Source organism: Candidatus Poriferisodalis sp. (assembly GCF_965208485.1).
Classification (GTDB): Bacteria; Actinomycetota; Acidimicrobiia; order Acidimicrobiales; family Poriferisodalaceae; genus Poriferisodalis.
Genome location: NZ_OZ242344.1, coordinates 311,292 through 336,588, shown reverse-complemented (window position 1 = coordinate 336,588; position 25,297 = coordinate 311,292). Strand labels below are relative to the sequence as shown.

The 25,297-nt window shown below is 67.8% G+C and carries 20 protein-coding genes; 8 read left to right on the top strand and 12 right to left on the bottom strand.

Translation table 11 applies throughout. From position 1 onward, the window contains the following. Nucleotides 1-15 precede the first annotated feature (15 nt). Nucleotides 16-2,040, bottom strand: coding sequence for a molybdopterin oxidoreductase family protein (locus ACOGXQ_RS01565; RefSeq protein WP_419945714.1), 2,025 nt, complete (start codon nucleotides 2,038-2,040; stop codon nucleotides 16-18). Nucleotides 2,041-2,267: 227 nt separating this feature from the next. On the opposite strand from ACOGXQ_RS01565, the gene ACOGXQ_RS01560 reads away from it, so the two are divergent. After that, nucleotides 2,268-3,047 (top strand): IclR family transcriptional regulator, encoded by a 780-nt coding sequence (locus ACOGXQ_RS01560; protein WP_419945713.1) that lies wholly within the window; start codon nucleotides 2,268-2,270, stop codon nucleotides 3,045-3,047. A gap of 297 nt (nucleotides 3,048-3,344) precedes the next feature. Then, nucleotides 3,345-5,876, top strand: coding sequence for a hypothetical protein (locus ACOGXQ_RS01555; protein ID WP_419945712.1), 2,532 nt, complete (start codon nucleotides 3,345-3,347; stop codon nucleotides 5,874-5,876). A 326-nt stretch (nucleotides 5,877-6,202) separates the two neighbouring features. On the opposite strand, the gene ACOGXQ_RS01550 is transcribed toward ACOGXQ_RS01555, so the two are convergent. The 3 genes from ACOGXQ_RS01550 to ACOGXQ_RS01540 are packed head-to-tail and all read right to left on the bottom strand — an operon-like array spanning nucleotide 6,203 to nucleotide 10,533. After that, nucleotides 6,203-7,213, bottom strand: a complete 1,011-nt coding sequence (locus ACOGXQ_RS01550; RefSeq protein WP_419945711.1) for an electron transfer flavoprotein subunit alpha/FixB family protein — start codon at nucleotides 7,211-7,213, stop codon at nucleotides 6,203-6,205. After that, complete coding sequence (locus ACOGXQ_RS01545; protein WP_419945710.1) at nucleotides 7,210-7,992, bottom strand: electron transfer flavoprotein subunit beta/FixA family protein; 783 nt, start codon at nucleotides 7,990-7,992, stop codon at nucleotides 7,210-7,212. Before ACOGXQ_RS01545 ends, ACOGXQ_RS01550 begins: the two co-directional genes overlap by 4 nt. Nucleotides 7,993-8,010: 18 nt before the next feature. Continuing rightward, on the bottom strand, nucleotides 8,011-10,533 hold the full coding sequence (locus tag ACOGXQ_RS01540) for an FAD-dependent oxidoreductase (protein WP_419945709.1): 2,523 nt from the start codon (nucleotides 10,531-10,533) through the stop codon (nucleotides 8,011-8,013). A 170-nt stretch (nucleotides 10,534-10,703) separates the two neighbouring features. Between ACOGXQ_RS01540 and ACOGXQ_RS01535 the strand changes: the two genes are divergently transcribed. Continuing rightward, complete coding sequence (locus tag ACOGXQ_RS01535) at nucleotides 10,704-12,413, top strand: formate--tetrahydrofolate ligase (protein ID WP_419945708.1); 1,710 nt, start codon at nucleotides 10,704-10,706, stop codon at nucleotides 12,411-12,413. Between the two features lie 12 nt (nucleotides 12,414-12,425). Then, nucleotides 12,426-13,370 carry a methylenetetrahydrofolate reductase gene (locus ACOGXQ_RS01530; protein ID WP_419945707.1) on the top strand — a complete coding sequence of 315 codons (945 nt, stop codon included), beginning with the start codon at nucleotides 12,426-12,428 and terminating at the stop codon, nucleotides 13,368-13,370. A gap of 31 nt (nucleotides 13,371-13,401) precedes the next feature. Here the strand turns inward: ACOGXQ_RS01530 and ACOGXQ_RS01525 are convergent, their stop codons facing one another. From ACOGXQ_RS01525 to ACOGXQ_RS01510, 4 genes are all read right to left on the bottom strand, one after another. Continuing rightward, on the bottom strand, nucleotides 13,402-13,680 hold the full coding sequence (locus ACOGXQ_RS01525; protein ID WP_419945706.1) for a hypothetical protein: 279 nt from the start codon (nucleotides 13,678-13,680) through the stop codon (nucleotides 13,402-13,404). Nucleotides 13,681-13,798: 118 nt separating this feature from the next. Continuing rightward, nucleotides 13,799-15,028: an NAD(P)-dependent oxidoreductase gene (locus ACOGXQ_RS01520; protein ID WP_419945705.1), complete on the bottom strand. Its 1,230-nt coding sequence runs from the start codon at nucleotides 15,026-15,028 to the stop codon at nucleotides 13,799-13,801. A gap of 184 nt (nucleotides 15,029-15,212) precedes the next feature. After that, the gene (gene denD, locus ACOGXQ_RS01515) at nucleotides 15,213-16,172 is read right to left on the bottom strand and encodes a D-erythronate dehydrogenase (protein WP_419945704.1); all 960 of its coding nucleotides are present in this window, start codon (nucleotides 16,170-16,172) and stop codon (nucleotides 15,213-15,215) included. 31 nt (nucleotides 16,173-16,203) lie between these two features. Beyond that, nucleotides 16,204-16,530 (bottom strand): hypothetical protein, encoded by a 327-nt coding sequence (locus tag ACOGXQ_RS01510; protein ID WP_419945703.1) that lies wholly within the window; start codon nucleotides 16,528-16,530, stop codon nucleotides 16,204-16,206. A gap of 194 nt (nucleotides 16,531-16,724) precedes the next feature. On the opposite strand from ACOGXQ_RS01510, the gene ACOGXQ_RS01505 reads away from it, so the two are divergent. Next, complete coding sequence (locus ACOGXQ_RS01505) at nucleotides 16,725-17,000, top strand: hypothetical protein (RefSeq protein WP_419945702.1); 276 nt, start codon at nucleotides 16,725-16,727, stop codon at nucleotides 16,998-17,000. Nucleotides 17,001-17,420: 420 nt separating this feature from the next. On the opposite strand, the gene ACOGXQ_RS01500 is transcribed toward ACOGXQ_RS01505, so the two are convergent. The 4 genes from ACOGXQ_RS01500 to ilvD form a co-directional block, all read right to left on the bottom strand. Beyond that, on the bottom strand, nucleotides 17,421-18,173 hold the full coding sequence (locus ACOGXQ_RS01500; protein ID WP_419945701.1) for a dihydropteroate synthase: 753 nt from the start codon (nucleotides 18,171-18,173) through the stop codon (nucleotides 17,421-17,423). 121 nt (nucleotides 18,174-18,294) lie between these two features. Further along, the gene (locus tag ACOGXQ_RS01495) at nucleotides 18,295-18,843 is read right to left on the bottom strand and encodes a thioesterase family protein (RefSeq protein ID WP_419945700.1); all 549 of its coding nucleotides are present in this window, start codon (nucleotides 18,841-18,843) and stop codon (nucleotides 18,295-18,297) included. A gap of 65 nt (nucleotides 18,844-18,908) precedes the next feature. Beyond that, a complete protein-coding gene (locus ACOGXQ_RS01490; protein WP_419945699.1) occupies nucleotides 18,909-20,393 on the bottom strand; it encodes an MFS transporter in 1,485 nt (494 codons plus the stop codon). Nucleotides 20,394-20,450: 57 nt separating this feature from the next. Then, nucleotides 20,451-22,286 (bottom strand): dihydroxy-acid dehydratase, encoded by a 1,836-nt coding sequence (gene ilvD, locus ACOGXQ_RS01485; RefSeq protein ID WP_419945698.1) that lies wholly within the window; start codon nucleotides 22,284-22,286, stop codon nucleotides 20,451-20,453. Nucleotides 22,287-22,369: 83 nt separating this feature from the next. Here ilvD and serB point away from each other — a divergent pair, with 83 nt between their 5' ends. The 3 genes from serB (at nucleotide 22,370) to gcvT (ending at nucleotide 25,297) form a co-directional block, all read left to right on the top strand. Next, a complete protein-coding gene (serB, locus tag ACOGXQ_RS01480; RefSeq protein WP_419945697.1) occupies nucleotides 22,370-23,680 on the top strand; it encodes a phosphoserine phosphatase SerB in 1,311 nt (436 codons plus the stop codon). 162 nt (nucleotides 23,681-23,842) lie between these two features. Beyond that, entirely contained in the window at nucleotides 23,843-24,124 is a 282-nt protein-coding gene (locus ACOGXQ_RS01475; protein ID WP_419945696.1) for an arsenate reductase family protein, read from the top strand. A gap of 27 nt (nucleotides 24,125-24,151) precedes the next feature. Then, nucleotides 24,152-25,297: a glycine cleavage system aminomethyltransferase GcvT gene (gene gcvT / locus ACOGXQ_RS01470; RefSeq protein ID WP_419945695.1), complete on the top strand. Its 1,146-nt coding sequence runs from the start codon at nucleotides 24,152-24,154 to the stop codon at nucleotides 25,295-25,297.

Sequence of the window (25,297 nt, the reverse complement as noted above, 5' to 3'; positions counted from 1 at the left end):
TCGGAGAAGTGAAGGTCAGCCACCAGCCCCACCGGCCGCGATCGTCGAGTCCGACCTTGCTGGGCCTGATCGCGTTGGACTCGATCTCAGGGGGTCGATGCGCACTGCCGCAGCTTTGAATTCGGCCGTTCCGCTGCGTTTGTCCCAGACGTCGTTGGTGAGCAGGTTGACGTCGACCAAGTCCGGAAAGTGGAAGGTGGCGAACACCAAGCCCGCCGGCAGACGGTCGGTGACGCTTGCCTCCATGTTCACCGAGCCGCGGGGCGAGCTCACCCGCACAGCGTCGCCGTCGGCAATGCCGAGGTCCGCAGCGTCGGCAGGGCTCACCTCGATCGCGTCACCGCTGCGGATGGGCGAGGAATAGCCGGCCGACTGCGCCCCGGTGTTGTACGAGTCGAGGACCCTTCCCGTGGTGAGACGCAGGGGGAACTGCTCGCTCAGCGCCTCCGCCGGCGGGCGGTGGACGTTCACCGAGAACGGCGCAGGCGCGTGACCGTCGAGGTCGTCCGCCCACAGCCACGAGTGCAGGAACTCAGTGCCCGGATGGTCGTCGTGGGGGCAGGGCCACTGCAGACCACCGCTCGCCTCGAGTCGATCCCAGCTCATGCCTCCGTGCAGGGGCGACAGCGTCCGCAGCTCGTCCCACAGCTCGTGCGCCGTCACCGTGGACCACGGCGCACCCATGTGCCGAGCCAGGTCGCCGATGATGCGGACGTCGTCGCGCGCGTCGCCCTGCGGCGGCACCGCAGCCCGCACGCGCTGGACGCGCCGCTCCGACGATGTCACCGTTCCCTCGCTGGACGACCAGCCTGCGGCTGCGGGCAGCACCACGTCGGCCATGCGGGCCGTATGGGTCAGCGAGATGTCCTGCACGACGAGCAGGTCCAGCCCTTCGAGCAGCTTGCGGGCATGGGCCACATTCGCCTCGGAGTCGGCTGGATTCTCGCCGATGACGTACAGCGCACGCAGCTCGCCCTCCTCCATGGCCTCGAACATTGCGGTGAGGTGCTTGCCGGGCACCGGGTTCAGCTCGCAGTCCCAGACCCGCTCGAACCTGGTCCGCGCCTCGGGATCAGCCAGCGACTGAAATCCCGGCAGGCGATCGGGCAGCGCGCCCATGTCGCCGCCGCCTTGCACGTTGTTCTGGCCTCGCAGGGGCACCAAGCCCGAGCCTCGGCGCCCGACATGGCCGGTAAGCAGCGCCAGGTTGCACAGCGACAGCACGTTCTCGACGGCGGTGTGGTGCTCGGTGATGCCCAGCGTCCACAGGATCTGCGCCGTGGGAGCGGTGGCGTAGGCGTGGGCCATCTCTGCGATCGCCTCGGCGGGCACGCCCGTCAGCCGGGCGCCCTCATCCAGCGTGAACGGCTCGACCGAGGCCGCGTAGTCGTCGAAACCGGTGGTGGCTCGCTCGATGAAGGACTGGTCGTGGAGGCCTTGCGCGATGATCTCGCGTCCCACCGTGTTCGCCAGAGCGATGTCGGTGCCGACATCAAGCCCCAGCCAGACGTCGGCGAACTCGGCTGATGAGGTTCTCCGCGGATCCACGGCGTACATCACGGCCCCGCGGTTCAGACCGCGCAGCACATGATGGAAGAAGATGGGATGCGCCTCGCGTGCGTTCGACCCCCACAGCAGGATCACGTCGGTCTCGGTGATCTCCTGGTAGGAGCACGTTCCGCCTCCGAGACCGAACACTGTCGCCAGACCGACGACCGACGGAGCGTGTCAGGTGCGGTTGCAGGAGTCGATGTTGTTGGACTTCAGCACCGTCCGCATGAACTTCTGGGCTGCGTAGTTCATCTCGTTCGTGCTCTTCGAGCACGAGAACATGCCGACGCCGCCGGCGCCGTGCTGCTGGGTCGCCGCTCGCAGCCCCGACGCGGCAACTTCCAGCGCATCATCCCAGCTCGCCGGGCGCAGGACACCGCCGTCTCGCACGAGAGGTGTGTCGAGTCGCGCGAGCGGTGCGTGGCGCTCCCCCGGTCGTGCACTGTTTCGTCGGGCTGTGCCTCTTTGAGCACTGGTTCCCCGCGGCATCGCCCCTCCCGGTTACGTGAGTCCTGTGACTTCGAATTCCATGTGCCACAGGTCCTTTTAATGTCTTTTAATGTGATAAGAGCTGTTTCACCTTGACTGCATCGACTGCACTTCGCGTGCACCGTATGAGCATGGCAGCGTTCCGTACAGCAGAACAGTTCCACAATACGGCACAAGACTGAGGGCAGCTGACAGGTCTGCACCGCTTGGGAGCTACCGTAGAGTTGGTGCAGTCGATCTCGCGCGCGTTCGCCGTTCTGCGTGCTCTCGCCGTGGGTCCGCAAGGTGTCACTGATGTCGCGGACCACGTCGGGCTGCCGAAGAGCACGGTGGCCCGCCTGTTGACTTCGCTCGAAGCCGTCGGGGCTGTCGCTCAAGATGACGCCGGCGGCGAGTATCGCATCGGGCAAGGGCTCATCGACATCATCGGAGCTGCCGGCGACGATCGCAGCCTGCTGGCCGCTGCCCGCCCCCACCTGCACAGCCTGGTCAGCCATGTCGGCGAGACCGCCGGTGTCAGCGTGCGCGCCGACCGCACCGTCTACTACCTCGACCAGGTCGAGCCGGAGTCCGAAGTGCAGGTGCGCTCGTGGATCGGCGAGTACTGCCCGATGCACTTGGTGCCGTCAGGACTGGTGTATCTGGCAAGCCTCAGCCCCGATGACCTCGAGGACTACCTGGCCGCAGGACTTGAAGCCACCACCGCGAGCAGCATGATCGACCCTGAGGCGCTGCGGACCCGGCTGGCCCAGGTGCACAGCGCCGGCTACGTCTGGGTGTACGAGGAGTTCGCCATCGGCATCAACTCAGTGGCCGCCCCGGTGCTGAACCCCGAGGGCGCGGTGGTTGCGGCACTGCATGTGCACGGTCCGGCGTACAGGTTCCCCGACCCCAATCGCACCCATGACATCGGCCTGCTGCTGATCGACGCAGCGTCGAATCTCACGGACCACCTAGCCGGCCGCGCCCCGCTGCCGATCGCACAGAAATCTGACGGCCTCTGCTGACGAGCAAGTGCGCGGCTGCATCAGCACGGTCCTTGCGGAACCTCCGAACGGGACTGAGGCAAACCCGTGAGGCCGTGCCCCGCCACCGACGAGGCGCCGCGATAGCGGGAAGGCCCCGGCACTCATTCCCCGACAGCGGCTCGCAACGCGCAGGCAGCTAGCGCGATGTCCACAAACGTTCGCGCGCTTGCGAACCTAAGATTTGCCCGCAGTTCCAGTGTTTTGCTTCGGTGTCACCATGCACAGGCATGTGGACACCGCACTAGCGTTTCCAATGTTCTTTGGGAGGCGCGTGCGATGCCGAGACGGCGAGTTCTGCTGGCCGCTGTGATGTCCGCTGCTGTGGTGGCGGGTTCGACATTGTTACCGCCGGCTGCGGCGGCGCAACCGACGAGTGTGTATCTCGTCGGCGCGGAGCCGTGGATTGCGTCAAGCTGCGCCGGGGAGATCCCCATCGTGGTCGGCTCCGATGCCACCGCTCAGTCGGACATCTACAGCGCTGTCACCCTTGCCGGAGTCCTCGGCACCGACTGCGTCGTGCTCGCCGGCCCCCGCAGCAGCCGCATGCCGCCCAGCCAGCGGGTCCGGCTCGCCGCCGCCACAGCCGGCGGATACGTGGTCGGCGGACCCGCTGCGGTGCCCGCGGCCAAGCTCGCCGGCCGCGACATGACCCGTCTCGGCGGTGCCTCCCGCTGGCACACCGCCCAGCTCGTCGGCAGCCAGGCCCGTGCGCTCGCCGAAAGGCGCCCCCCGGCTGCTCCGAGCGTGCCCGACACGACGCTCTCAGCACCGTCCGACGTGCATCAGCCCGGCGTGTATCTCGTCGGCGCGGAGCCGTGGATTGCGTCAAGCTGCGCCGGGGAGATCCCCATCGTGGTCGGCTCCGATGCCACCGCTCAGTCGGACATCTACAGCGCTGTCACCCTTGCCGGAGTCCTCGGCACCGACTGCGTCGTGCTCGCCGGCCCCCGCAGCAGCCGCATGCCGCCCAGCCAGCGGGTCCGGCTCGCCGCCGCCACAGCCGGCGGATACGTGGTCGGCGGACCCGCTGCGGTGCCCGCGGCCAAGCTCGCCGGCCGCGACATGACCCGTCTCGGCGGTGCCTCCCGCTGGCACACCGCCCAGCTCGTCGGCCGACGCGCCGCCGACAACACCACAGCAGGCATCAGCACCGCCGCCGAGCAGACCGACGACGCCGACACGGCCGCTCCAGCCTCCGCATCGTTCACGTCCTTGTCAGCCGGCAACTTCTTCTCGTGCGGGCTGCGCACCGACAGCACCATCGCATGCTGGGGACACGACGAAAACGGACAAGCGTCACCGCCGGGAGGCCGCTTCACGTCCCTGTCAGCCGGCTACCTCCATTCGTGCGGGCTGCGCACCGACAGCACCGCCGAATGCTGGGGACTCGACGGCTTCGGGGCAGCGTCGCCGCCGGAGGGCCGCTTCACGTCCGTCACCGCCGGCTACCTCCATTCGTGCGGGCTGCGCACCGACGGCACCATCGCATGCTGGGGACACGACGAAAACGGACAAGCGTCACCGCCGGGAGGCCGCTTCACGTCCCTGTCAGCCGGCAACTTCCACTCGTGCGGGCTGCGCACCGACGGCACCATCGCATGCTGGGGACACGACGAAAACGGACAAGCGTCACCGCCGGGAGGCCGCTTCACGTCCCTGTCAGCTGGCAACTTCCACTCGTGCGGGCTGCGCACCGACGGCACCATCGCATGCTGGGGACACGACGAAAACGGACAAGCGTCACCGCCGGGAGGCCGCTTCACGTCCCTGTCAACTGGCAACTTCCACTCGTGCGGGCTGCGCACCGACGGCACCGCCGAATGCTGGGGACTCGACAACTTCGGGCAGTCGTGGCCGCCGGAGGGCCGCTTCACGTCCCTGTCAACTGGCTATGTCCACTCGTGCGGGCTGCGCACCGACGGCACCGCCGAATGCTGGGGATGGGATGAATACGGGCAGTCGTCGCCGCCGGGAGGCCGGTTCACGAGGGGTCCCACCTTAAAGCTCACGTTGCTGTCAGCCGGCCGCGAGCATTCGTGCGGGCTGCGCACCGACGGCACCATCGCATGCTGGGGAAACGACGACCGCGGGCAGTCGTCGCCGCCGGGAGGCCGCTTCACGTCCGTCACCGCCGGCGGCGAGCATTCGTGCGGGCTGCGCACCGACGGCACCATCGCATGCTGGGGAAACGACGACCGCGGGCAGTCGTCGCCGCCGGGAGGCCGCTTCACGTCCGTCACCGCCGGCGGCAAGCATTCGTGCGGACTGCGCACCGACGGCACCGCCGAATGCTGGGGAAACGACATCTTCGGGCAGTCGTCGCCGCCGGGGGGCCGGTTCACGTCCGTCACCGCCGGCCGCGTGCATTCGTGCGGGCTGCGCACCGACGGCACTGCCGAATGCTGGGGATGGGACGACCGCGGGCAGTCGTCGCCGCCGGGGGGCCGGTTCACGTCCGTCACCGCCGGCGGCAAGCATTCGTGCGGACTGCGCACCGACGGCACCGTCGAATGCTGGGGAGACGACGCCGCCGGGAAGGCGTCGCCGCCGGGGGGCCGGTTCACGTCCGTCACCGCCGGCGACGTGCATTCGTGCGGGCTGCGCACCGACGGCACCATCGCATGCTGGGGAGACGACGGCGACGACGGCGCCGAACTGACCGTCGAGGCCGTGCTGATATCGCGGCCGACGGGCCGGTTCACGTCCGTGACCGCCGGCAGCTTGCATTCGTGCGGGCTGCGCACCGACGGCACCGTCGATTGCTGGGGAAACAACGGCGACGAGCGGACGTCGCCGCCGCGGTCATAGTGATGAGCGGCAGTCTGGCTTGGGGCGTCGGCGGGTCGGGTGCTGTGTTTGGGGTTTTGCGGACGTGTGGGGCCCCGGGGCGAGGCTCGCTGTAGGCGGCGGCGCCTTCGCACACGAGGTCGCGGGGCGCTTGGTGGGCGTCGCGGCGCTGGGCGGTGAGGTTGACACGTTCGGCTGGGACTTCGCGGGCCAAGGTGGCGGTACGGAAGGATGCGCTGCCGGGGCTAGGAGGCTGGTCGGAAGGCCGCTGTCTCGGCGTTTGTCAGATGCAAACCCGCAGGTCAGGGACTTGCTGTGTGGCAAGATCCCCATTTCCGACCAGCCTCCTAGGCGGGCTGGCGATCCCGGCGGCGACGGATCTCGTCGGAGATGGCGGGCACCACCTTGTGCAGGTCGGCGATGACGGCGTATCCGGCCTTGGTGACCATGTTCGCCTCGGGGTCGATGTTGATCGCCAAGATGTTCTTCGAGCCCATGGCGCCCACCCAGTGCTGGATGGCGCCGGAGATGCCGCATGCGATGTAGATCTCCGGTGCGATGCGGGTGCCGGTCTGGCCGACCTGGTCGGCGTGGCTGCGCCAGCCGTTGTTGGTGACTGCCCGGGAGCAGCCGACCCGGCCGCCGAGCAGTTCTGCCAGCTCTTCGAGCGGTGCGAAGCCCTCGGCGGAGCCCACGCCCCGGCCGCCCGACACCACCACCGGCGAGGTGGACAGCGTGATGCCCTCGGTGAGGGTGACCCGGTCGCGCACCAGAGTGCGCTGGGCCTCCGCTCCTAGGTCGGGCTCGAAAACGGCGACCTGGATGTCTGCTGCGCCGCCGTCGACCGGCTCGGCTTCGACGGAGTGCTGGGCGATGGTCAGCAGCGGCAAGGCCGAGGTGAGGGTCACGTCTTCGAGCAGTGAGCCGCCCCACTGGATGCGGGTGATCTCCCATGGCACCGTCGCCACAGACACGCTTACGCAATTCGCCACGAGCGGCAGGTCGGTGCGGGCGGCGAGCTGAGCCATCGCCTCGGCACCCCGGTCGGTGCCGGCCGCCACCACGGCAGCGGGTGCCGCAGCTCCGACGAAGTGAGCGAGCGCTGCGCCCCACGCGTCCGGCCCGTAGTCGGCCAGAAGCGGGTGGCGCCCGCAGTGCACAGCAGCGGCGCCGTGGGCGGCGCACGCGGCCCGCAGATCGTCGCCGTGGGTTTCGAACAGGCGGCCGTCACCGAGCACTACGGCCTCGAGGCTGGCGCCCAGGTCGGCGGCCAGCGCCCGGGCGGCGGTGAGCGCCTCGAGCGCGCCGCCCGACGGCAGGCCCCGGTCGTGGTCGATGAGGACGGCGACGGCGCTCACAGCACCCCCAGCTCATCGAGCAGATCCACCACGGCCGGTGCCGCAGCGGCGCTGTCGCCGAGCATGACCGTGGTGCTCGCACGCTCGGGGGGCCGGTGCAGCCTCACCCTGGCCTGACCGCCGGCCGCAGCACCTTCGGCACAGTCCAGCTCGGCGATCTGGGCTTTGCGTGAGGCCAGCCGTCCCTTCATCGTCGGGTAGCGGGGCAGGTTGATGCCCTCCTTGACGCCGAGGGCGCAGGGTGTCTCCAGCTCGTACACCTCGTAGCCGGCGTCGGTCTCGCGGCGGGCCACGATGCCGGAGGTGGTGACGTCGATGCCCTTGATGCCGTTCACGATCGGGCGGCCGAGCGCGTACGCCACCCGGATGCCGACTTGGAAGTTCCCGCCGTCGGCGGACTCGTTGCCGAACAGGATCAGGTCGAACTCCCCGCCGGCTGCTTCGAGCTCGCGCACGGCGTCAGTGATCGCCACCGCGGTGCGCTGAGGGTCCCAGTCCAGGCTGCCGGGCGCGACCACCAGCGCCAGCTCCGTGCCGCCCACGCTGGCTGCGTAGCGCAGCTGCTCGGTGGATTCCTCGGGGCCGAGCGTGAGCACCACCACGGCGTGGTCGTCGCCGTCGAGCCGTTCGACGATCTGAGCGGCTTCCTCGACCGCGCATTCTTCATGCGGGCTGGTGGTGAAGCCCAGGTGCGCAGTGTCGACCTGCTGCTCGTCGGCGGTCACGTTGATGCGCGACCCCACCGCGGGGACCCGCTTCACGCAGATCAGGATGCGCATCCTGCGTCTCCCCGCCGCTCAGGCCTTCATGCGGCTGTCGTCGGGATCGAACAGCGCCAAGTTCGCTCCCGTCGCCGCCACGGTGACTGGGTACAGCTCGTTCTGGTACATCACGGCCAGCTCGGTGCCGGCGGCGGCCAGCTCGGGCGGCAGGTAGGCCATCGCCAGGTAGGCGTCGAGCGACGGGGCGTTGCCCGCCGTCGTGACACGGCTCACGCGGCCATGTGAATCGGTGATCCGCTCCCCCGCTGTGGTCAGCACCGGTTCGTTGCCGGCCCCCATCGGGAAGCGGTCGTAGCCCTCGGCGCAGCGCAGGCTGTCGAAGCGCAGCATCGAGAGCTGGGCGGCCGGCGGCGCCTCGCGGGCAGCTAGGTAGGCCTCCTTGCCGATGAAGTCGGCGGCCTTGACGCGCGGCCGGGCCAGGCCCGCCTCGACCGGGTTGTAGTCGCTCTCGAGCTCGGCGCCCATGAGCCGGTAGCCCTTCTCCAGCCGCCCGGTGGTGCCGTACACCCCCGCCCCGACGGGGCGCAGGCTGAAGTCGCGTCCGGCCTTCGTGATGGCGTCCCACAAGGCCAGCCCCGCGCTGGTCGGGCAGTAGATCTCGAAGCCGGCATCGCCCACATAGGAGATGCGGAACATCTGCGTCGGGATCCCCGACAGCAGCACGTTGCGTGCCTGGCCGTAACTGAAGGCCTCTTGGGACAGGTCGGTCTCGGTCAGGGTCTGCAGCGGCTCGATCGAGTCGGGGCCCCACACGCCGTAGGTGGCCAGGGCCTCGGTGCGGTTCTCGAAATGCACGCCCTCGGGCGGCAGGTTGTGACGGAACCAGTACTCGTCGCGGCCGCCGTCGAATGCGCCGGTGGCGATGCGGAACCGGTCCTCGGCCAGCCGCACGATCGTGAGATCCGAGCGGAAGCCGCCGTCCGCCGTCAGCACCGGGGTGTAGATCGAGCGCCCGACCGGCAGATCGCACTTGTTGACCACCATCCTCTCGATGTAGGGCACCACGCCGGGACCCGACACCTCGAACACCTGGAAGGGCGAGATGTCGACCAGCCCGCAGTGCTCCCGCAGGTGCAGGTGCTCGGCGTCGGTGATCGGGCTCCACCAGCGAGCATCCCACTCATGTGTGCGGTCGGCGATGCCGTAGTGCTCGACGAGGTCGGCATTCGACTCGTACCAGTGCGGCCGCTCCCAGCCGCCGGCCTCGAAGTAGAAGGCGCCGAGATCATCGGTGCGGGCCTTGGCGGGCCCGCAGGTGAGGTTGCGGCGTGTGGCCCACTGCTCGCGGGGATGCACGATGCCGTACGTCTTGTTGAAGTGCTCGTCGGCCCGTGTCTCGATGTGGATGACGTTGCGGTCCTGGGGGTAGAAGCGGGTGACATCCGAGCCGTGCGGGTCGGTCATGCGGGGGTAGCCGTAGGTCATCCATTCGGCCAGCAGCCGCCCGACGCCGGGGCCTTCCTTCACCCACACCGCAGCGACCGACCACAGGTTCTCGACCTCGGGAGTGGGGCCGAGCACCGGCGAGGCGTCGGGGGTCAGCGACAGCAGGCCGTTGATGGCGTACTTGATCTCACCGTCGCCCAGAAACTCCATCAGCTCGATGGCTTGCTCGAGCTGTTCATCGAAGTCGTCGGGCGTGAAGGGCATCTCGGTGGGGCTGAGCGCCGCTGCCTCGTTGGAGGGGATGTCCTCGACACGGTGCAGGATCGGCCGGTGTGCGTAGCTGCCCACCTCCATCGAGCCCGCCGACTGGCGCTCGTAGCAGAACGTGTCCATGTCCCGCACGATCGGGTAGGCCAGCTCCTGGTTGGTCTCGACGAGCACGTCGAACGGCCCCACGTCGACCATCTGGTGCACGGCGGGGGTCAGCGGGATCGTTGCACCGGCCATCTGGGCCAGCTTCGGACTCCACACCCCGCAGGCGATGGCCACCGTGTCGCACTCGATGCGGCCCCGGTCGGTCACCACCGCGCTGATGCGGGGACGGTTGGGTCCCGGAACGGTCTCGATGTCGAGGACCTCGGTTTTGGCGAACGTCTGCAGGTGACCGGCCTCGGTTGCCCGCCGGCGCATCTGCGTGCCGGTCTCGAGCGAGTCCACCGCCGACACGCTCGGCGTGTAGAAGCCGCCCAGGATGACATCGGGGTCGATGAAGGGGACCATCTCGATGACCTCGTCGACGCTGAGCAGCCGGGACTCGATGCCCCAGCAGGTCGCCGAGGTCATGCGGCGGCGGAACTCCTCGAGGCGCTCGGCCGAGCGGGCGACCTCGATGCCGCCGCAGGTGTTCTGCAGGCCCAGTTCGGAGTACTGGCGTTGGCTGTCGACGGTCAGGTCGACGATTTCCTTCGAGTGATCGACCGGGAAGATGAAGTTGGAAGCATGACCGGTGGAGCCGCCGGGGTTCGGCAGCGGCCCTTTGTCCAGCAGGACGATGTCGGTCCATCCCAAATCGCTGAGATGACCGACCAGGCAGTTGCCCACGATCCCAGCACCGATGACGACACAGCCTGCCCGCGCCGGAAAGTCGCTCATACCTCTCATCCCCCGCTGTTGCCGGTTCGCAGCTGTGCTGAACTGCTTCGCTGCTGTTCTGTATGATGGAACAGTTCCACTCTGTGGAACAGCATCTAGGGGAACAGTAGCCGAACAGCCCGCCAATCGGCTACCAACATGTGGGACTCTCACCGGGGAGGGTGAACGACATGACGACGACAGGAGCGATACCGAGCGATCTGGAGATTGCTTCGGCCGCACAGATCCGGCTGCTGACCGAGATCGCAGACGAAGCGGGCATCCCGCGGGAATACCTGGAGATGTACGGCGTCGGCGTAGCGAAGGTGCAGCTCGAGGCAGCCGAGGCCATGGCGGACCGGCCGCGCGGGCGCTATGTCGTGGTGACTGCCATCACCCCGACCCCGCTGGGCGAGGGAAAGACCACCACGACGGTCGGGCTGGGCCAGGCATTTGCGCACATCGGCCGCACCGCCACGATCGCCATCCGGCAGCCGTCGATGGGTCCCACGTTCGGCATCAAGGGCGGCGCCGCCGGCGGCGGCTACAGCCAAGTCGTACCGATGGATCTGTTCAACCTGCATCTCACCGGCGACATGCATGCGGTGACCGCCGCCCACAACCTGTGTGCCGCGATGCTGGACGCGCACCTGTACCACGGCAACGAGGCCGGCCTCGACATCCACAACATCACCTGGAGGCGAGTGCTGGACGTCAATGACCGGGCACTGCGAAACATCACCATCGGCCTCGGCGGGCGCCTCGACGGCATCCCCCGCGAGTCCGGCTTCGACATCACTGCGGCGTCGGAGGTCATGGCGACGCTGGCGCTGTGCACCTCGATGTCGGATCTGCGGACCCGGCTGGGGCGCATCGTGCTCGGCTACACGCGCTCGGGCGACCCGGTGACCGCAGAGGACATCGGCGCTGCCGGCTCGATGGCCGTGCTGCTGCGCGAAGCCATCAAGCCCAACCTGATGCAGACGCTGGAAGGCTCGCCGGCGCTGGTGCACACGGGTCCTTTCGGCAACATCGCCACCGGGAACTCCTCGATCGTGGCGGACCGCATCGGCATCGGGACGTCTGATTTCCTGCTGACCGAAGCCGGGTTCGGCGCCGACATGGGTGCTGAGCGCTTCTTCAACATCAAGTGCCGGTATTCGGGGGTGTCACCTGATGCCGCGGTGATCGTGGCGACGGTGCGGGGTCTGAAGGCGCATTCGGGCAAGCACCGGATCGTGGCCGGGCGGCCGCTGCCCCCGGCGCTGCTCGAGGCCAATCCCGACGAGGTGCATGCCGGCGGCGACAACCTGCGCAAGCAGCTCTCCAACGTCCGCATGCACGGTGTGTCGCCGGTGGTGGCCATCAACACCTTCCCGGGCGACAACGAGGAGGACCTGGCGGCGATCGCCGAGATCGCGTCGGAGTACGGCGCGCTGTCGGCCCGCTGCACGCACTTCGCCGACGGCGGTGCCGGAGCGGCCGAACTGGCCGAGGCGGTGGCCGAAGCCGCCGAAGAGCCGACCGACTTCGCCGTCCTGTATCCCGACGACGTCCCGCTGCGCGACAAGATCCATGCGGTCGCCACCAAGGTGTACGGCGCGGAGGACGTGAGCTACACCGCCCGTGCCAACCGCGAGATCGACGGCTACGAGCGCAACGGGTTCGGCAACCTGCCGGTGTGCATCGCCAAGACGCACTTGTCCATCTCGTCTGATGCGTCGCTCAAGGGTGCTCCGACCGGCTGGACGCTGCCAGTGCGTGAAGTGCGCGCGTCGGTGGGCGCCGGGTTCGTGTACCCGATCTGCGGCGACATGCGAACCATGCCGGGGCTGGGCCGCGACCCTGCCGCGCGCCATATCGACCTCGATGCCGACGGCGAGATCGTCGGCCTGAGCTGAACGGAGCTGTTGTTGTTCGCATTCTTCACCTCAGATCGCTCGCCGAGCTTCTTGAGCACATGGCGAGCGTGCAGCCCCCGGCTGTCGCCGCGGCGTGCCCGACCGCTCTCGCAGAGCGACGCTGACGCACGTCGCCGCCTGCTGACCAACGCCCAGTGGGAGCTGATCCCGCTGCGCAATCTTGCCGACCAGCTCCCGCGCCTGCCCCCCGACTCACCGGTGTCGGTGACGGCGTCGGCCTCCAAGACGCTGGAGGACACGCTGGACCTGACGGCCGAGCTGCGCGCGCTCGGGCACCGGCCGGTCCCCCATGTCGCGGCACGCATGGTTCGCAGCCGCGACCACCTTTCCGAGCTGCTGGGCCGGATCGCCGCGCTCGACCTCAATGAGATCTTCCTGGTGGGCGGCGATGTCACCAGTCCCTTGGGTCCCTTTGACAGCGCCGTGCAGTTGCTGGAGGCGCTGGCCGGCATCGAGCACTCGCTCACCCACATCGGCGTCACCTCCTATCCCGAGGGCCACGCGCTCATCAGCGACGCCGTCCTGCACGACGCGCTGCATGCCAAGCAGGCCCTTCTGGCCGAAGCCGGCATCGCAGGTCACGCTGCGACGCAGATGTGCTTCCACCCCCGCTCGATCACCGAGTGGCTCTCGGCCGAGCGCGACAGCGGGTTCACCTTGCCCGTGCACCTGGGCATTCCAGGTGCGGTCGATCCGGCACGGCTGCTGCGCATCGGCACCCGCTTGGGCATCGGCGCCTCGCTGCGGTACCTGCGCAAGAACACCGGAGCTGTGGCTCGCATGCTTCGACCCGGCGGGTACGACCCGAGCACTTTGGTGGACCGGCTGGCGCCGCACGCCGACCGGCTCGACATCGCCGGTCTGCATGTGTTCACCTTCAACTCCATTGCCGACACGGTCGCTTGGCGCGACGCTGCCTTGGGTAAACGCCGCTAGCGCACCTCCACCGCTCGGCCGTCGACGGCAGTTACGGCGTCCTCGGCGCCTGACCGCTGACAGTTGGCGAGGCCGGCCTGGCGGGCGCAGGCCTATCGGAGATGCTGAAGTGAATCGCGGCCGCCATGACGCCCAGTGCGGCCGCCAGCCACCACCAGAGGTCGTAGGCGCCGGTCAGTTCCCGGACCGCGCCAGCGCCCCAGGAGCCCAGGAACGCCCCGACTTGGTGGGACATGAACACGAAGCCGAACAGCGTCCCGGCATTTCGCACCCCGAATTGGCCCAGCACGATGCCCGAGGTGAGCAGCAATCGCCGGGTTCCCTGCTCCAGTCATTTCTGACTGGCCATACCGGATTCTCGATCGAGTTGACGGTAGACGGCGAGGGCTCGCAGGCGAGCGACTCGATGGTCGTCGACGTCGAGCCGCTCAGCAGGGGTTGATCAGGCGGAGGCCGTGAACTGCTTCCATGTTGTTGAGCTCGTCGAGCACCTTGCGCGACGGTCGGCGTGACACCCCGATGGTGGCGACTGCCGCGTGGTGCTTGGGTCCGGCCAGGATCTCGTTGCGCATCTGCAGCACGTTGATGCCGCTGGCCCGCAGCGCCATCAGGATGCCCGCCAGCACGCCCACCTGATCCCGATGCCGCACGACGATGGTGCTGCGTCCCAACGGCCGCTCAGCCCTGTTCACGCAGTTGAGCACCTCGCCGGCGGCGAACGCTTCGAGCACTTCGGTGACCCCGTCGGCGATGGCCTCAGACGCCTGGAGCGTGGAGGCGCCGATGTGATGGGTGCCGGTCACACTGGGGTGAGAAGCCAGCGGCGAGCTCCAGTCTGCGTCCGCGCCGGACGGCTCCTGGCAGAAGACGTCCAGCCCGGCGCGCATGCCCCGCTCGTCAAGTGCCCGCAGCAGCGCTTCCTCGTCCACGATCTCGCCACGTGAGGTGTTGAGCAGGATCGCTCTGTCGGGCATTTTCGCCAAGAACTCGGCGTCGACGAACCCGCAGGTCTCGGGCGTGGCCGGCAGGTGCAGCGACACGATGTCGGTGTCGGCCAGCAGGGCGTCCCAGTCGGGCGCGATCTCGATGTCGAGCCGCTTCATGTCGGCCAGCAGGCCCGCTGATCGGTCGTCCCGGTACAGCGCCGCCACCTCGATGCCGAACGCCGCTGCTCGTTCGGCCACCTCGATGCCGATCGCGCCCATGCCCACGATGGCCATGCGGCAGCCCTTGAGGCCCGAGGCGCCCATGTAGCGGGACTTGTCCCACCGGCCCGAGCGAAGGTCAGCGGACGCATCCACGATCTGGCGGTCGATCGCCAGCAGCAGCCCCATCGTCAGTTCGGCCACCGCCACAGCATTGCGCCCCGGCACGTTGCACACGTAGATGCCGAACTTGGCGGCGCCGTCGCAATCGATCGTGTCGGTGCCGGCCCCGGCGCGCAGCACCATGGCGAGCTCGTCGGCGGCCTTGAAGACCCCGCGCTTCACCTCGGTGCTGCGCACCACCAGCACCTCGATGCCCGCGATGTGATCAGCCAGATCGTCAGCGTGCAGTTCGGGCTTGACGATGCACTCGTGACCTGCGGCCTCGAGCCAGCCCAGACGGCCGGCATCGATCTTGTCGGCGAAGAGGATGCGCATCGTGTTCAGCGACATGACCCGGTCCGCCGCAGCACTGTTGCGGGGCGGGCGGCCGGATGAAGTATCCGCATGTCCAGCCAGTGTGCCAAACACGCGACCCCGCGCGGTGACACTGCTCTGCCCGCTCTTGTTCCCGATTCTGAAGCGATCCGCTCACGGACCGCTCAGGGCCTGTGTTCCTGCCTTCGTTCGCCGGGATTCAGCCGGTGGCGAAGTCGTCTTCGAGGTAGGCGCGGATGATGTCGTCGTAGCTCTCGTCAGGAACGAAACCCAACTCCAGGGCCCGCTGGGTGTCGAACCGCTCGGGCCAACCCGCGACGATCTGCGCGATCGCAGGATCCGGGGACTCGACGATCAACGCAGCCGTTGCGGGACCGGCGACACGAACGAGCGCCTCGATCTGCTCGCCGACCGTCACCGACGCCCCGGGCATGGTGATGTTCCGACGAGGTCCCACAGCGGCACTGTCCAGCTCGGACGCATGGATCATGTACTCGATTGCCGTCCGCGGGCTGGCGTGGCTGTGGCGCACCTCCCTCGAAACGGGGAGCTCGGCGGGCAGCCCTGCCAGCGGTTCGCGGATGATGCCGCTGAAGAATCCTGAAGCAGCGGCATTCGGCGAACCGGGCCGAACGCTGATCGTGGGAAGCCGTATGCCGATGCCGTCGAGGAATCCGCGGCGGCTGTAGTCGGCGAGCAGCGCTTCGGCGACCAGCTTCTGTGTCCCGTAGGACGTGAGGGGCGTCAGGTGGAAGTCGTCGGGAATCGGATCACCGAACGGGGCACCGAAGACCGCAATCGACGAGGTGAAGACGACACGCGGAACACCCTCGACGCAACGAATTGCATCGAAGAGCGCCCGGGTGCCGTCGACGTTGACGGCCATTCCCTTGTCGAAGTCGGTCTCTGCCTCGCCGGACACCACGCCTGCCAGGTGGAAGATCACCTCTGGCATCGGCTGCAGCAGATCTGCGGCGACGCCGGGCTGGCAGATGTCCGCGATGCGTGCGGTGCAGAGGGCCGAGCCGGTCGGCGCCTCGACGATGTCGACCAGATCGATCCGCTCGATGGGGCGTGCTCGCAAAGACCCCGACCCGACCAGGCGCTGCGTCAGCTTCCTGCCGAGCATCCCCGCAGCCCCGGTGATGAGGATGCGCATCGACGACCCTGAGCCCCAGATCAGCGGCCGGTCAGAGCAGCTGGTTCACGTCGAGAACAAGGAGTATGACCAGCAGGACGATGATCCCGGCGTTCAGCAGGCTGATCGGCCACCTCCACCGGTGACCTGCGTGCCAATGCCGCCTGATGCTGGCCACGTTGGCCCACAGCGCAACCACGGCGATCGGGATGCCCACCGCAGGTCCGACCCCCGCCGCCAACCCGACGAGAGGTGCCACGAAAGGCAGGATCACATAGGTCAGCGTGCAGCGCACCGCCGAGATCAGAATCGCAAACCGAAAGGTCCGAGCGGGCGCCTCCTCGAACTCGGCAGCAGTGCTGGCAGCGGTCCCGCTCACGGCGCCCATTCTCGCAGCCGCAGCCCCCAATCGGGCACCCCGCACCGGGCGCTGCGGCTGAGTTTCGCTCTCAGCCCGGATTCACTGGTGTGATGTGGGTGGGTGGTGCGGCGTGTCCACCGGAAAGGCTTCCTGAGTTGGCGTTTTGCCGTTGAGGATTATCGGGCGTGATGCCATGACGGGAGGCATTTTGTGTGAGCAGCGTAGTTAGGGGTCTGGACCGGATCGAGGCAGTGTTCGACGAGGGCACTGTGGTGGGCGACACGGGTCTGCTGTTGGCGGGCACTCTGGCGGGCCGGCTGGGCGGGGGCGGTGGTTGGGTTCGCGCCGGCGGCGCCGCCGACTTTGGGGACGTTCTTGCGGTCCTTCACGTGGGGCCATGTGCGCCAGCTGGACCGCGTCGGGGAACTGGCGTTGGGCCGCGCGTGGGATGCTGGCGCCGCGCCTGTGGCGGACCGGATCGCCATTGACGTCGATTCCACGGTCGCGCGGGTGCACAGCGATGCCGAGGGCGGCGCGGTACGCGCTCAACACGATCGGCAGAACCACTCAGATCGACTCGACACCAACTCGTCACGGTCGGCGACCGACGGACTCGACCATCACCGCTGTGGGCGGTCGAGTCCTTTACGCGAAGAAAGCCGAAGCCCTCTTGAGGATCGCGTTCGCGCACCGCAGCTGCGGATGGCTTGCCAGACGGGGCGCTGCTGAAGCTGCGAGCAGCGCCGCTCGCCGGCTTGGCTCAGTCCGCTCAGTCCAAGTGCTGTTCCGGATTCACCGGGACGAGACGCGGCCTAGTGGTGTGTCGCAGTTGTCTTCCGGGCATCATGCATCTCGCTGACCTGCAAGAATGGGCTTGCTTCAGCCCCAGCCATTTCAGCGACGAACCGCTAGGAGGCTGCGGTGAGGGCGGCGTAGTGGTCGCGGACTTGGGCGGGGCGGTGGGCTCGGACGTAGTCGGGCTTCTGCGAGAGGGCCAAGTCGAGCATCTCGAGGCGGTCGTGCGTCTGCAGCCATGGCACCGGCACATAGAGCGGGAGGTCGAAGCGGCGCAGCTCGCCGAGGCCGCTGTAGATGGCCCGCTGGTAGGCCGCCCGCTGCGGCCACTCCATGTCGTGGGGGCTGAAGCCGACGCCGCAGTCGAGGAGCAGTCGCTGGGTGACACCTGCTTGGCGCAGCCGCTCGATGCGCGAAGCGAACCACTCGATCATCACCATGACGGGATCGCCTCTCACATCGCAGACGCTGCGGAAATCCAGTCCCAGCATGAACGGCAGCACCACCGGCACACCGCTGCGGGCCGCAAGCTCCACCATTTCCGGCGACTGGAGGGCATCCCCGGCATTGAGCATTGTGGCACCGGCGGCGAGGGCTCGGTGGGCTACGTCGGGCTTGCGGGTGTCAATCGCTACGTCAGCGCCCAGCGACAGGAGTCCGCGCAGCGGTCCTTCGACACGCTGCCACTCGTCGTCTGCGCTCACCTCGTCGCTGCCCGGCGTGGATCCTTCGCCGCCGAGGTCGAAATGATCGGCACCCTCCGCCAGCAGTTCGGTTCCTCGCGCGACAGCCTCGGCGTAGCTCTCGACGACAGAGAAATCAGCCTTCGAGTCCGGAGATGCATTGACCACGCCGAAGATCTTCATGGCTGCAACCTAGTCACGGCACCGCGACCCTGACCGGGGCGACCGCAGCACGGGACGAGCACGCGAAGCCCGTGAACCCTCGCTCAGGGGAACCAGTGACGAGAGCGACCGCGCCCGAGTCTCAGCGGAGATCTGGGTGCAGCCGGGCCTCCACGGATGGCCGGATGTTGATCACATGGCCGACTTGGGGCGGCAAAGCAAGATGCTGATGCGCTTCCCAGACCTCTCCCAGCCGCCGGTAGGGCTCGTCGTCCATCGTCCTTACGCGCCTGGCCGGCCCGTCGATGTGCAGCGACATGACTTCGCAGGTGGCGACGAGGTAATCGTCGTCGGTCTGGGTCATCACCTGGAATGCATGCACTCGTTTGCGGTCGAAGCCCAGCAGCTGAACCGAGATCACATAGGGCTCCTCCGGCCCGATCTCCCGCAGGTAGGTGATGTGGTTCTCCGCAGAGAACGTGGTGATGTCGTGAACCTCCCGGTGCGCGGTGCCCAGACCGATGAAGTCCATCCACGGCGAGATGGCATCGTCGAATGCGACGAGGTAGTAGCCGGCGTTGAGGTGGCCGTTGTAGTCGATCCACCCCTCCTGCACGGTTCCGCCAAGCACCTCCACCGGTGCCCGAAGCATCTCGTCGGTGGGTTGCGGATTCAGCGGTTGGTCACCCACGCTTGATCTCTCCCCGGTGGTTGAGCTGCCGGCCTCGCACCCTGCAAGTGAACCAGCGATCCTGCTCAGTTGCTGCGAGCCACGTCCGAGACAGTGACCGGTGCTGCCGCGCCGTTCCGGTCCGGCACGCCGTCGCTGGGGATCGGCCAGAACACATCGGGAGGAGCGCTCCGCAGGGCAGCCGTGAGAGGCCGTGCCATGGCGGCCGCGAGACCGTCTGTCGGCGACCCCGCTGTGGGGATCGCAGCCGGCTGCGGCGACGGCACCATCGCTCTCGGTGGCGGGGCTGATGCAGCCGACGGCTGCCCGCCGGGCCCGATGTAGGTCGCCAGTGCAAGTGGATGCCGGGTCATCGGCAAGAGCACCAGGACGCCAGCGAGGGAGATCACCCCCACCATCAATATGGGCACGCCGGCGCCGCCGGCCGCGTCGTGAGTGAAGCCCAGCAATGGCGGGCCGATCAATGCGCCCGTACCGGAAAAGAAGAAGAAGATGCCGACGACCGCACCGATGTTCGCCAAACCGAACAGGTAGGCGGTGACGTCGCCCAGCAGTGCCACGAATCCGCCGTAGGAGACGCCGAGCACGGCGGCGAACACCACCAGCAGCCCGTACTTGGTGCCGAGCGCGTCGACCCGCGTGGTGATGAACCAGATGGTGTAAGCCACCGGCAGTCCGCCGAAGGCGATCTTCAGCAAGCGGATCGACCCCAGCGGCCGCGCCAGGCTCGTCAGCGCAAGCCGGCCCACGATGCTCGACAGGCCGACGACGAACACCAGCCATCCCGCCGCCAGCTCTGCCACCCCGTCGTCGATGGAGAACGGGATGATGAGCCCGATGGTGCCGATCACGGCGATCGTGAACAAGACGCCGGAGGTTCCCATCTGCCAGAACGTTGCGGTCCTCACCACCAGCGACAGGTGACGGCGGGGGCTGCCGACATGGGTCCGCGGCGGCTGGCGAATGACCAGCAGCCCGAAGACGAGAATCGCTGTGGCAATCACGGCCAGCCAGCGCATGCCGACACGCCAGCCGTATTCGGCGAGGAGCCGCTGGGCGAACGGGACATAGATCATCGTCCCGAGGCCCGAACCGGTCGCCACCAGGCCTTGGGCCATGGCCCGATGCTTGTCGAACCATGTGGCCGTCAAGGCGAACAACGGTGCATTGAACAGCCCGCCGCCGAATCCGAGCCCGACGCCGTACAGGACGTACCCGTGCCACAGCACCGTCACCTGCGAGGTCGCCACCAGCCCGCCGACGAACAGCGCGCCCCCGACGATCAGCAACGGCACGATGCCGAAACGGTCATAGAGCCGGCCCGACAGCAGGGCGCTGCCGAAGTACAGGAACACCGTGATGCCGAACACGATCGAGATCGGCCCGAGTCCGGTGTCGAACTCCTCCGCCATGTCGTTGGCGAAGGCCGTGAAGCTGTAAATGCTGCCGAAGCCGGCCATCACGACGATCGCGGCGCCGCAGGCCGTCACCCAGCCGCGCGCTGAGTCCAAGTGGACTGCAGAATGCTCGGCTGTCTCGACGGCGATCACCGGCGCGAGATTACGGCGCTGCGCCGATTCGAGTCAGGGGTGCGCCGCCAAGCGCGCTCAGCCAAGCAGCGAGAGATCGCGGACCGCGCCCCGGTCGGCGCTGGTCGCCATGGCGGCATAGGCGCGCAGCGCTGTGCTGACCTGGCGTGGCCGGGGCTCGACCGGCTGCCAGCCCGCGGCGTCCTGAGCGGCACGGCGCCTTTCCAGCTCGGCATCGTCGACGGCCAGGTTGATCGTGCGGTTCGGGATGTCGATCTCGATGATGTCCCCATTGCGGACCAGTCCGATGAGTCCGCCCGACGCAGCTTCCGGCGAGACGTGGCCGATCGACAGTCCCGAGGTGCCGCCCGAGAAGCGGCCGTCGGTGACCAGCGCACACGCTTTGCCGAGACCCTTCGACTTCAGGTACGAGGTGGGGTACAGCATCTCCTGCATGCCCGGGCCGCCCTTGGGACCCTCATAGCGCACCACCACGACATCGCCGGCAACCACCTGATCGCCGAGAATGTGCTCGACCGCTTCGTCCTGGCTCTCGACCACGTGCGCCGGGCCGGAGAACACCCAGATGGATTCATCCACCCCGGCAGTCTTCACCACACAGCCGTCGGGCGCGAGGTTGCCGTACAGGATGGCCAGCCCGCCGTCGGCGGAGTACGCGCAATCGACCGATCGGATACAGCCGCGCTCGCGGTCGATATCCAGCGTGCGGTAGCGCTCGGACTGGCTGAACGCCACCTGCGTCGGTATGCCCGCCGGACCCGCCTGGAAGAACTCGGCCAGCGACGCGTCGTCGTTCGTCGCCACATCCCATCGGGAAATGGCCTCGAACATGGTCGGCGAGTGCACCGTCGGCACCTGGTTGGCGATGAGCCCAGCCCGGTTCAGCTCGGCCATGATCCCCATAACGCCGCCGGCGCGGTGCACGTCCTCGACATGGAAGAACTCTGATGCCGGCGCCACCTTGCAGATGTTGGGCACCTTGCGAGACAGCCGGTCGATGTCGGCCATCGTGAAGTCGAGCTCCGCTTCCTGGGCAGCGGCCAGCAGGTGCAGGATCGTGTTGGTGGACCCGCCCATCGCGATGTCGAGCGTCATCGCGTTCTCGAACGCCTCGAAGCTGCCGATCGACCGGGGCAGCACCGATTCGTCGTCCTCCTGGTAGTAGCGGCGGCACAGGTCCACCACGAGGCGCCCTGCCTCGAGGAACAGCTCACGACGGTCTGAGTGGGTCGCCACCACGGTCCCGTTGCCGGGCAGCGACAAGCCGAGCGCCTCGGTGAGGCAGTTCATGGAGTTGGCAGTGAACATGCCCGAGCACGAGCCGCATGTCGGGCAGCCCGATCGCTCCATCTCGGCCACGTCCTCGTCGCTGACCGAGTCGTCGGCGGCCACCACCATCACGTTGATGAGGTCCACCTTCTGCGTCGCCAGCTTGGTCTTGCCGGCCTCCATCGGGCCGCCCGAGACGAACACCGTGGGGACGTTCAGCCGCATGGCGGCGTTGAGCATCCCCGGAGTGATCTTGTCGCAGTTCGAGATGCACACCAACGCGTCGGCGCAGTGCGCATTCACCATGTACTCGACGGCGTCAGCGATGAGATCTCGCGACGGCAGGCTGTAGAGCATCCCGTCGTGGCCCATGGCAATGCCGTCGTCGACGGCGATGGTGTTGAACTCCTTCGCCACGCCCCCGGCAGCCTCGATCTCGCGGGCGACCAGTTGGCCGAGATCCTTCAAGTGGACGTGACCGGGCACGAACTGCGTGAACGAGTTGGAGATGGCGATGATCGGCTTGCCGAAGTCCTCGTCGGTCATGCCGGTGGCTCGCCACAATGCTCGAGCCCCGGCCTGATTTCGGCCCGCTGTGGAGGTGACAGATCGGTAGCTCGGCATGTGTTCAGCCTACGCCCCGGCCGCCTGTTCGCTTCACCTGAACGCCCGTACCTGAGTTTCCGCCCGCACCACCGCAATAGTCCATGTTCTGCGCTCATGACGGGCATTCACGGCACGATCTTGGCCCGATTCGAGGGCGAAGTAGCCTGCTCAAACCAATGAACCCGGACGACCAGGCAGCGCCGAGGGACACGATTCTCATCCGGGTGACCGGTCCCGACGGCCCGGGCATCACCACGAATCTGCTCAGCCTGCTCTCGGGTGCTGGCGCCGAGGTTCAGGACATGGAGCAGGTCGTGGTGCGTCAGCAGCTCACCCTCGGCCTCGCCATCACGGTTCCCGCAGGCCGAGACCTCGTCAAGGAGGTACTGCTGTTCGGCTACGAGCGAGGTTTGGAAATGAACTTCGAGGTCGTCGACGCCACGCCGACCCGCCATGCGGAACGCCTCGTGGTCACTGCCCTCGCTCCCGAGCTCAGCCCTGCGGACCTGTCGGTCGTGACCGGTGCCATCGCCACCAGCGGCGGGAACATCGATCGCATCCACCGGCTCTCCCGCTTCCCGGTGTGGAGCTACGAGTTCCTGGTCGAGGGTGCGCGGAGCGACAATCTCCGCACCGACCTGATCCAAGTCGCTGCGGATCGGCGCATCGACATCGCCGTTCAGCCGCACGGCCTGTCGCGGCGCTCGACGCGCATGATCGTGATGGATGTCGATTCGACGCTCATTCGCAACGAGGTGATCGACCTGCTGGCCGCGGAAGCAGGGCACGAGGCGCGCTCAGCCGAGCTCACCGCGGCCGCGATGGCCGGCGAGATCGACTTCGAGACGGCCCTGCGCAAGCGGGTGCGGCTGCTGGCCGGCCAGCCGACCGAGATCATCGACTCTGCGATCGTCCATATGAATCTGACCCGCGGCGCCCGCACGTTCGCCCGCACGTTGAAACGACTGGGCTACAAGGTCGCCATCATCTCCGGCGGCTTCACGCACTTCACCGATCACCTGGCGAAGCGGTTCAAGTTCGACCACGCATACGCCAACGAGCTCGAGATCCGCGACGGCAGGCTGACCGGCGAAGTGGTCGGTGACGTGATCGACGCCGAAGCCAAGGCCCGGCTGCTGCGGCAGCTCGCCTACATCGAAGGCGTGCCGCTGGAGCAGATCGTGGCAGTGGGCGACGGCGCCAACGACCTCCCCATGCTGACGGCGGCCGGGCTCGGCATCGCCTTCAACGCCAAGCCGATCGTGGCCGAGTCGGCAGACGCCACCGTGAACGTCCCGTATCTGGACGCGATCCTGTTCATGCTGGGCGTCACACGCGAAGAAGTCGAAGCCGCCGACGCCTCGACCACCCCGCTGAGCACGGAGAGGCCGCTCTCGGCCCTATTGCCGTGACGATTGCTGCCACGACGATTGCTGCCGTGACGTTCATGCCCACATGTCCATTATTGGTCCGCTTGCGCAGGTAGCTTCGGCCTCATGGCAGAAGTGACGATCTATCACAACCCCCACTGAAACTCCTCCCGGAATGCCTTGGCGGTCGCCGAGGAAGCTGGAGTGGAGGCCGATGTCGTCCTGTACATGAAGACACCGCCCGACCGCGAGACGCTCGAGCACTTGGTGTCGATACTCGAGGACCCCGTCGAAGACCTCGTGCGCAAGGACTCGCAGTTCAAGAAGCTGAACCTGAACCCTGACGACTATGTCGGCAATGCCGGAGCCGTGGTGGACCTGCTGAGCCAGCGCAAGGCGCTCATGCAGCGCCCTGTCGTCGTACGCGGCAATCGAGCCATCGTCGGACGTCCGAAGGATCGCATCGCCGCACTGCTGGCCGACTGAGACGCACCGGCAGAAATCCCTGAGTCGATGATTGACCCAGACACCGGCGGTCTTCGCACCCCGCTGTTCGATCTGCACACTGAACTCGGCGGCCGGATGGTCAACTTCGGCGGTCACGCACTGCCGATGCGCTACGGCGACGGCACCGTGGCAGAGCACCGCTCGACGAGGACTGCCGCCGGCCTGTTCGACGTGAGCCACATGGGCATCGTCGAACTGCACCCCGCCGGCACCGGCGAGCTTGGCGATGTCGCGACCTGGCTGGAACAGTGCGCACCAGGCTCGATCGTCAGCCTGGCACCTGGGCGAATGCGCTACACGCTGTTCACGACAGCCGCGGGTGGAGTGCTCGACGATCTCATCGTGTCCAATCTCGGAAGCCACCTGCGCATCGTGATCAACGCCGTGCGCACCGGCGCCGATCTGGACATGCTGCGTGGCGTCAACGGAGGCAGCGACGACGGGAGCGTGCGCATCAGGGTGCGGACGGACGTGGCGCTGCTGGCCCTGCAAGGCCCCGCGGCCGCGCCGGTTCTCGCCCGTTGGGTGCCTGCAGCCGCGGACTTGGCGTTCATGTCGACGGCGACGCTGTCCATCGACGGCGTCGACTGCGAAGTCTCACGCTGCGGCTACACGGGCGAGGATGGATTCGAAATCGCCATGCCTTCGAGCGAGGCGTCACACGTCGCGCAGTTGCTGCTGGGCTCCGCCGAAGTCGCTCCTGCGGGGCTCGGTGCTCGCGACACTCTGCGTCTCGAAGCAGGCCTTCCCCTGGTCGGCCACGAACTCACCGAGACGACCACACCTGCCGAGGCGGGTCTCGGCTGGTCGATACCCAAACGCCGGCGCGCCGAGGGCGGCTTCCCCGGTGCAGACGTCATCACGGCGCAGCTGACCAGGAGCGCACCGCGACAGCGAGTGGGCGTCTCCGCCGAAGGACGCCGACCCATACGCGACGGCGCAGTGCTGGCAGATGCCAGCGGCAACCAGATCGGCATGGTGACGAGCGGCGGCTTCGGGCCGACTGTCGATGCGCCCGTCGCCATGGCCTATGTGGCAACAGAGCACTCGGCCGACGGCACCGAGATGTTCGCCGAAGGCCGCAAGGGGCCCGAGCCGTGCCGGATCGCCCCGCTGCCATTCACCGAGCACCGCTACTGGCGGCCGACGTGA